This is a genomic window from Variovorax sp. 20P10.2.4 (genome assembly GCF_058244205.1).
Genome location: NZ_JBZAYE010000407.1, coordinates 1 through 6,786 on the forward strand (window position 1 = coordinate 1; position 6,786 = coordinate 6,786).

A 6,786-nucleotide genomic window follows, 5' to 3' on the forward strand; every position below is an offset into this window, starting at 1 on the left:
CGCGATCGTGGACGAGACCGGCAAGGACCTGCCCAATGGCGCGGGCGGCATGCTGGTGATCAAGCGGCCCTGGCCCTCGATGATCCGCACCATCTGGAACGATCCCGAGCGCTTCAAGAAGAGCTACTTCCCCGAGGAGATGGGCGGCACGATCTATCTGGCGGGCGACGGTGCCGTGCAGTCCGCTGGCGGACCCTCCGGGTCCGGTGCGGACCGCGGCTACTTCCGCATCACGGGCCGCATCGACGACGTGCTCAATGTCTCGGGCCACCGGCTGGGAACGATGGAGATCGAGTCGGCGCTGGTGTCCAAGACCGACCTCGTGGCCGAGGCCGCGGTGGTGGGGCGCCCCGACGACCTGACGGGCGAGGCGATCTGCGCCTTCGTGGTGCTCAAGCGCGCGCGGCCGACCGGCGAGGAGGCCAAGCAGATCGCCACCGAGTTGCGCAACTGGGTGGCCAAGGAGATCGGGCCGATCGCCAAGCCCAAGGACATCCGCTTCGGCGACAACCTGCCCAAGACGCGCAGCGGCAAGATCATGCGGCGGCTGCTGCGCAGCATCGCCAAGGGCGAGGCGATCACGCAGGACACGTCCACGCTCGAGAATCCGGCGATCCTCGATCAGTTGTCGCAGACGAACTGAGCGACGCGCCGGGCGCTGCCGGCCGCCGGTGCAATGACGCCAGCGAAGCGGCGTGTCCTACAAGGGGCGGTGAACGGACGGGCTAGCTTGCAGCGTCCACATTCACCCCGCACGGGAACACCGCCATGACCCAGCCACCGAAGAACGCGCGGTCGCCCGCCACACCGATCCACCATGCCGTCGCCGCGCGAGGTGCGACATGATCGGCATCGTCGTCCCCGCCCACGACGAGGAGGCGACGATCCGCGCCTGCCTCGCGGCGACGCGCCGTGCGTCGCTGCATCCCGCGCTGGCGGGCGAAAAGGTCGAGACCATCGTGGTGCTCGACGCCTGCACCGACGCGACCGGCGTGGTGGCCGCCTGCTGCGATGCGCTGACGGTGACGATCCGCGCGCGCAACGTGGGCATGGCGCGCGCCGTCGGTGCCGAGGCATTGCTGGCGCGCGGCGCGCGCTGGCTCGCATTCACCGATGCCGACACGCTGGTGTCCGAGGATTGGCTGGCCGCGCAACTGGCGCTGCAGACCGAGGTGGTCTGCGGCACGGTCTCGGTGGCCGACTGGTCGCCCCATGGCGGCAACGCCGGTCTGCTCGCAGCGCATTTCGGCGCGACCTACGCCGATCGCGAGGGCCATCGCCACGTGCATGGCGCCAACCTGGGCGTCTCGGCCGCGGCCTACCGCCGGGCCGGCGGCTTCCGGCATCTGGCCTGCAGCGAGGACGTCGCGCTGGTGCGGGCACTGGCGGATGCCGGATGCTCGATCGCGTGGAGTGCGCTGCCGCGCGTCGTGACCAGCGCGCGCACCGATGCGCGCGCGGAAGGCGGCTTCGCCACCGCGCTGCTCCATGCGGTGGCGCAGCGCCTGGCCGAAGCGGCGGGCGGGCCCTCGGGCGCCGCCGCTGTCGCTTGAAGCTCAGTCCGTGTCGGCCAACGGGCCGACGGGCGGTGCATCCTCGTCCTCGCCGGGAGTGCGCGGCCCGATGTTCTCGTCGCGGACCATGCGCTTGAGTTCGGCGCATCCGTCCTCGAAGGCGTCGAGCCACAGGTCGTAGGCCATGGGGCTGGCCGACAGCTCCACCCACTCGGAGGCGTCGTCGCCCTGCTCGTGCAGCACCCAGTGGAAATGACCCGGCTCCACTTCCTCGACGAACACCGCGATGCGGCGCAGCCGGCTCATTGCAGCCTCCCGGCGGCCTTCACCGCGTCGCGAAGCGTTGTGGGATCGTCTGCCATAGGGCCTCCTGAAGGTTGTTCGACCACTGCCGAAGCAGGCAACGAGTCTGTCGAGCGGGCCCGTCCGGGTGCCGTAGGTGTTCGACGCATCGCGACGCAGGAGATGGGCAGGGGCGGGATGCCGGGCGGACCGCCGGTTGGTGCGCTGCCGCACAGACACCGGTCGCCCTGGCGCAGAATGATGCGAACTTTGGAAGCGCTCCGCCATGGCATCGTCGCCGCGTTCGTCTTCATTGAATGCGGTTGCCCCCCGCAACGGCCTGCTCGAGGCCATTCCCGCCGAGGTGATGGCCCGGATGGAGCCCTTTCTCGAGCGCGTGCCGCTGCGGCTGGGAGAGGTGCTCTACGAATCGGGTGTCGTGCAGCAGCATGTCTTCTTTCCGATCGACTGCATCATCTCGCTGCTGTACGTGCTGGAGAACGGGCAGTCGGCCGAGATCGCCGTCGTCGGCCTCGAAGGAATGGTGGGCGTGTCGCTGCTGATGGGCGGCGGCAGCACGCCCAACCGCGCGGTGGTGCAGAGCGCGGGCCACGCCCTGCGGCTGGGCGCGAGCCATGTCCGCGCGCTGACGGAACAGGGCGGTCCGCTGCTTCACCTGCTGCTGCGCTACACGCAATCGTTGATCACGCAGATGTCGCAGACGGCGGTGTGCAACCGGCACCATTCGCTCGAGCAGCAACTGTGCCGCTGGCTGCTGCTGAGCCTCGACCGGCTGCCCGGCAACGAACTGGTGATGACCCAGGAGCTGATCGCCAACATGCTCGGCGTGCGGCGCGAGGGGGTCACCGAAGCGGCCGGCAAGCTGCAGCGCCTGAAGCTGATCAGGTACGCGCGGGGCCGCATCACGGTGCTCGACCGCCCGGGCCTGGAGCGGCAGGTGTGCGAGTGCTACGAGGTCGTGAAGCGCGAGACCGATCGCCTGCTGCCGCGCCGCCTGGCGACCTGAGCGCGCGGACGCGCACTGCGCTCGTGTGCGCCTTCGCACAGACGCGGCCGCGGCCCTCGGACAGAATGCGCTCGCTCGCGCATTCCCGCGCGGCACTTCGCTACAGGCGGCTCAGTGACACCAGACCCGACCCGCCCCGTGCTCAATCGCCTGCTCGAGGCACTCCCGCCGGGCGACAGGGCGCACCTGCTCGAACGCTGCGACAGCGTGCCGCTCGCGCCGTCCCAGGTCCTCTACGAGCCGGGCGACGTCATCGATCACATCCATTTCCCCACCAGTGCCTTCGTCTCGCTGGTGTCCACCGCCGACGGCCACGATGGCCTGCAGGCGGGCATGGTGGGCAACGAAGGCGCGCTGGGCTGGGAGCTGTCGCTGGGCGTGCAGCGTGCGCCGCTGCGCGCGCTGGTGCAGGGCCCGGGCCTGGCGTGGCGCCTGACGGCGCATGCCTTCGCCAGGGAGCTGTCGCGCAGCACGCCGCTCGCGCGCGTACTGCATCGCTACGTGTGCGTGCTGCTGACCGAGTTCGGCCGCTCGGGCCCGTGCCACCGCTTCCATGCGATCGAGCAGCGGCTGGCGCGCTGGCTGCTGACCACGCAGGATTGCGCGCATTCCACGCAGCTCGCGCTGACCCATGAAGCGCTGGGCCACATGCTGGGCGTGCGCAGGGTCGGCATCACCAACGCCGCCACCGCGCTGCATGCGCGGCATCTGATCGACTACCGGCGCGGCGTGATCACGATCACCGACCGCGCGGGCCTGGAGCAGGCCGCGTGCGATTGCTACCGGGCCCACCGGCGCAGCTATTCGGAACTGATTCCCTGAGGGCTCGCGCCGCTAACCCGTGCTTCGCAGGTCGTGCTCCCGCAGCATCACGGGCGGCGTCGATCCCTGGGCCAGCCGGCGCCGCACGGCGGCATCGATCTCCTCGGCATGCGAAGCATAGGTCTCGAGCGGATCGGCGTTGTCGGCGGTGCGGAAGTGGTAGTGCAGGGTCGTCTTGCCGATGCTGGCGTCGACCGAGCGGCCGTCGACCGTCACGAAGAAGCGCACCGCGTTCGAGGCATCGTGGAAGAAAGGGGCGTCGGACATCGTGCTAGCTCCCGCGGGCAGCGCGCCGCGTCGTCACAGGCCGAACCCCGACGGGCCGCGGGCCCGATCCTTCTCGGCCGCGATGGCCGACAACCCCGCCGGCGTGATCTGGCGCACGTAGACGGCATACATGGCCGGTATCCGCTTTTCGGACCGGAGCTGGCCCGTGACCTCGATCATTCCGGCCCCGACCAGCCGCCGGGCCGCGGCGATATCCGCCGACAGGGCCAGCATCCGGGGCGGCATCATGCGGCCCAGGCGAACCAGCAACTGGATGTCCATTTCGTCGCCGGTCGAGAACTTCGCTAGCGCCGGTGGCCGCAGCTGCGGCCACCCGGGGGTCTGGGTCATCGGCATGCTCATTCCTTGTAGCTGCCGGATTGCAGCAGTTTCCGTTCGAGTTGCAGTTCCAGGGCCTCGACCATGCCGTAGGCCTCCATGTACTTCTCGTTGGCGCCGACGGCGCGCCACGCGTCGCGCTTTTCTTCCTCCTGCGCGATGCGCTGTTCGAGTGCGGCGATGTCGTGGGCCAGTGTCATGGAGCGTTCCGGGCAGGTGGGACTTCAGCGTGCGCCATCGATGCGCGCCTGTCCGTTCGCTGGCGCACCGAACTGCCGGTGGCTGCATGTCTTTTCCTCGAGCCAACGCCCGCGCGCGCTTTCCGCTCGCAGGCCGCGATGCAGCACATCGAGGTCCACCGAGCACTCCAGCACCACCTGCTGGAGGCGACAGGCGCTCGCGGCCGTCGCCTCCGCCGAACCCGTGCGCACGGCCGAGCGCAGCCGGACATTGAGGGCCTGCAGCAGCGCCATGCGGTGCTCGAAGGCATCGCAGCCCGGGGGCGGTGGCGGCGGGTTCGCCGAGTTCCGCGCGGCGCCGCGGAAGCGGGGAACGAAGGGGGTGGGGATCATGGGATGCCGAGCCGAGCTGCTGCGCGAATGCGCGACACCCGGTTCTAGCCCTCACGACGCGCCGTTGTCTGTGCGCCAACTCGCATAGCGTGGCCGCGGCAGCGGCTTCGATGCCTAGAAATACGCATCGATCGCCCAGAGCACGAGCAGCACGGCGACGTAGAGCACGCCGGCGAGGATCAGGGCGGCGCGCAGCGATCCCATCTCGGGGGGCGCGGACGCGACGACCGGCGGCTCCACGGCGGCGGGAAGGACGGGGAGGGGCTTTTTCATGGGAACGCTTTCATTGCAAGCCATGGCGTCGAGCGGTGCATCCGGTTCGGGTGTCCGCTGCGCCGGGCAGCGGGCCCACGCTACGCCTGTTTGCTCCCAAGGGCTCGACTTTCGTGCGCGTCGCAGCCGTGCAGTCGCATCGCGCGCCGCCTTGTAGGCCAACAGGCCTTTCTCGCGCGCGGGCCGATGAAACGAGCACGGGTGGCCGAAAGAGAGTACGGTCGGCAGACGTTCACAGTTCTCGCGATCGCGCGGCAGCTCTTGATCCGTCACAAGGAGCCGTAGCCATGTCAGCCCCCCTCTCGTCCATCCCTTCGCACGCCGACCTTATCGGCAGCGACGTCGATTCCCTCGCCTCCCACATGCGCCATTGCGCGCGCGCGCACGGCCGCTGGTCCTCGCTGCGCGGCCGCCTGCAGCAGCTGCACGCGCTCGCGGCCGGCCGCATCGTCACCCTGGCATGCGCCGCCGTGGTGCTGGCCATCGGCCTGTTTCTCGCGGCTTGAGCGCCGCGGCCATCGTCCACAGGCTCGACGGACTGAGCGCCTATGCGCGCAACCTGCTGCTGCACCCGCACGATCCGGTGGCGCCACCGATCCGCGCGGAGCTGTTCGGTGCCCAGCGTTTCGAACAGCACGGGCGCAGCCTCGCGCGCGCGCAGGCGGTGGTGGCGGACGACGACCGCGCGCGCCACGCGCGCGAGCGCGCGCCGTTCTTCCCGCGCGTGCACGAGAACCTCGAGTCGCTGCGCAGCGCCTTCGACTACATCGCGCTGATCTCGCAGAGCGGGCGCTACGTGTCGCCGGCCGCGGAATGGCTGCTCGACAACTTCCACCTGGTCGAGGCCCAGCTGCAGCAGATCCAGGACGGCGTGCCGCGCAGCTACTACGCACGCCTGCCCAAGCTCGCGCGCGCGCCGCTGGCCGGCCTGCCGCGCGTCTACGGCATCGCCTGGGCCTACGTGGCCCACACCGACAGCGTGCTCAACCAGGCGCTGTTCACCGCCTTCCTCGATGCCTACCAGGACGTCGACGAACTCACGCTGGGCGAACTCTGGGCGCTGCCCACCACCTTGCGCGTGGTGCTGCTCGAGAACCTGCGCCGCGTGGCCGAGAGCATCGCCGAGCACAAGGTGGCGGGCGAGATCGCGCACGCGGCCTGGGACGCGGCCGCGCGGCTCGACGCGGCCGACCTCGACGTGCTGTTCCGCGCGCTGCACAGCCACGGCCTGCAGCACAGCTACCTCACGCAGCTGTGGCAGCGCCTGCCGGGCGAGCATGGCGAGAACATGCCCGCGCTGGTGCGCTGGACCGAGCTGCACTGCCCGAACGGCGCGGCGCTGATCCGCGATGCGCAGGACGCGCAGGTGGCCGCCAACCTGACGGTCGGCAACATCATCACCACGCTGCGCATGGTCGGCCAGGTGGAGTGGAACGACCTGATCGAGCCCGTGAGCCGTTCGCTGCGCGTGCTGCGCGAGCTGCCGAGCTTCGCGGCCGAGAGCGAGCCCACGCGCCAGCAGATCACGCATGCGATGGAGCAGGTGGCGCGCCAGAGTCGGCGCTCCGAGCGCGACGTGGCGCAGGCCGTGGTGCAGCTGGCCATGGCGGCCGCGCACGACGGCAGCTATACGCGAGAACCCGATGTCGACCCGGCGGACGAGACCGCCGGCTACTACCTGTTCGGCCAG

Annotated in this window: 11 protein-coding genes and 1 pseudogene; 6 read left to right on the forward strand and 6 right to left on the reverse strand. The window is 70.2% G+C overall.

What is annotated here, in order from left to right:
- Together AC27VN_RS28490 and AC27VN_RS28495 are read left to right on the forward strand one after the other, a co-directional pair.
- Positions 1 to 643 (forward strand): AMP-binding enzyme (locus tag AC27VN_RS28490; RefSeq protein WP_490878714.1); only part of this gene is annotated, 643 nt, incomplete at its 5' end.
- Between the two features lie 199 nt (positions 644 to 842).
- Positions 843 to 1,553: a glycosyltransferase family 2 protein gene (locus tag AC27VN_RS28495; RefSeq protein WP_296775684.1), complete on the forward strand. Its 711-nt coding sequence runs from the start codon at positions 843 to 845 to the stop codon at positions 1,551 to 1,553.
- A gap of 3 nt (positions 1,554 to 1,556) precedes the next feature.
- Here the strand turns inward: AC27VN_RS28495 and AC27VN_RS28500 are convergent, their stop codons facing one another.
- Positions 1,557 to 1,820, reverse strand: a complete 264-nt coding sequence (locus AC27VN_RS28500) for a hypothetical protein (RefSeq protein ID WP_490878715.1) — start codon at positions 1,818 to 1,820, stop codon at positions 1,557 to 1,559.
- A 262-nt stretch (positions 1,821 to 2,082) separates the two neighbouring features.
- On the opposite strand from AC27VN_RS28500, the gene AC27VN_RS28505 reads away from it, so the two are divergent.
- A complete protein-coding gene (locus tag AC27VN_RS28505) occupies positions 2,083 to 2,823 on the forward strand; it encodes a Crp/Fnr family transcriptional regulator (protein WP_490878716.1) in 741 nt (246 codons plus the stop codon).
- 138 nt (positions 2,824 to 2,961) lie between these two features.
- Positions 2,962 to 3,645, forward strand: a complete 684-nt coding sequence (locus AC27VN_RS28510; RefSeq protein WP_490878717.1) for a Crp/Fnr family transcriptional regulator — start codon at positions 2,962 to 2,964, stop codon at positions 3,643 to 3,645.
- A gap of 12 nt (positions 3,646 to 3,657) precedes the next feature.
- Here the strand turns inward: AC27VN_RS28510 and AC27VN_RS28515 are convergent, their stop codons facing one another.
- From AC27VN_RS28515 to AC27VN_RS28535, 5 genes are all read right to left on the reverse strand, one after another.
- Positions 3,658 to 3,912, reverse strand: coding sequence for a DUF1488 family protein (locus tag AC27VN_RS28515; protein ID WP_490878718.1), 255 nt, complete (start codon positions 3,910 to 3,912; stop codon positions 3,658 to 3,660).
- Between the two features lie 33 nt (positions 3,913 to 3,945).
- Positions 3,946 to 4,263: a hypothetical protein gene (locus tag AC27VN_RS28520; RefSeq protein WP_490878719.1), complete on the reverse strand. Its 318-nt coding sequence runs from the start codon at positions 4,261 to 4,263 to the stop codon at positions 3,946 to 3,948.
- An 8-nt stretch (positions 4,264 to 4,271) separates the two neighbouring features.
- Positions 4,272 to 4,451 (reverse strand): hypothetical protein, encoded by a 180-nt coding sequence (locus AC27VN_RS28525; protein ID WP_093350121.1) that lies wholly within the window; start codon positions 4,449 to 4,451, stop codon positions 4,272 to 4,274.
- Between the two features lie 24 nt (positions 4,452 to 4,475).
- Positions 4,476 to 4,823, reverse strand: coding sequence for a hypothetical protein (locus AC27VN_RS28530; protein WP_093350118.1), 348 nt, complete (start codon positions 4,821 to 4,823; stop codon positions 4,476 to 4,478).
- A 114-nt stretch (positions 4,824 to 4,937) separates the two neighbouring features.
- Positions 4,938 to 5,096, reverse strand: a complete 159-nt coding sequence (locus tag AC27VN_RS28535; RefSeq protein ID WP_490878720.1) for a hypothetical protein — start codon at positions 5,094 to 5,096, stop codon at positions 4,938 to 4,940.
- A 287-nt stretch (positions 5,097 to 5,383) separates the two neighbouring features.
- On the opposite strand from AC27VN_RS28535, the gene AC27VN_RS28540 reads away from it, so the two are divergent.
- Both AC27VN_RS28540 and AC27VN_RS28545 read left to right on the forward strand, forming a co-directional pair.
- Positions 5,384 to 5,602 (forward strand): hypothetical protein, encoded by a 219-nt coding sequence (locus AC27VN_RS28540; protein WP_398493072.1) that lies wholly within the window; start codon positions 5,384 to 5,386, stop codon positions 5,600 to 5,602.
- Positions 5,599 to 6,786 (forward strand): annotated as a pseudogene (locus AC27VN_RS28545) (GH36-type glycosyl hydrolase domain-containing protein); the annotation flags it as partial. The gene AC27VN_RS28540 and the pseudogene AC27VN_RS28545, both read left to right, overlap by 4 nt.

Excerpts from the sequence above, each read along its gene's own strand:
- AC27VN_RS28495 (WP_296775684.1), top strand. The coding sequence starts at position 843 with ATGATCGGCATCGTCGTCCCCGCCCACGACGAGGAGGCGACGATCCGC.
- AC27VN_RS28505 (WP_490878716.1), top strand. The coding sequence starts at position 2,083 with ATGGCATCGTCGCCGCGTTCGTCTTCATTGAATGCGGTTGCCCCCCGC.
- AC27VN_RS28500 (WP_490878715.1), bottom strand. The coding sequence starts at position 1,820 with ATGAGCCGGCTGCGCCGCATCGCGGTGTTCGTCGAGGAAGTGGAGCCG.
- AC27VN_RS28525 (WP_093350121.1), bottom strand. The coding sequence starts at position 4,451 with ATGACACTGGCCCACGACATCGCCGCACTCGAACAGCGCATCGCGCAG.
- AC27VN_RS28535 (WP_490878720.1), bottom strand. The coding sequence starts at position 5,096 with ATGAAAAAGCCCCTCCCCGTCCTTCCCGCCGCCGTGGAGCCGCCGGTC.
- AC27VN_RS28520 (WP_490878719.1), bottom strand. The coding sequence starts at position 4,263 with ATGACCCAGACCCCCGGGTGGCCGCAGCTGCGGCCACCGGCGCTAGCG.
- AC27VN_RS28530 (WP_093350118.1), bottom strand. The coding sequence starts at position 4,823 with ATGATCCCCACCCCCTTCGTTCCCCGCTTCCGCGGCGCCGCGCGGAAC.
- AC27VN_RS28540 (WP_398493072.1), top strand. The coding sequence starts at position 5,384 with ATGTCAGCCCCCCTCTCGTCCATCCCTTCGCACGCCGACCTTATCGGC.
- AC27VN_RS28515 (WP_490878718.1), bottom strand. The coding sequence starts at position 3,912 with ATGTCCGACGCCCCTTTCTTCCACGATGCCTCGAACGCGGTGCGCTTC.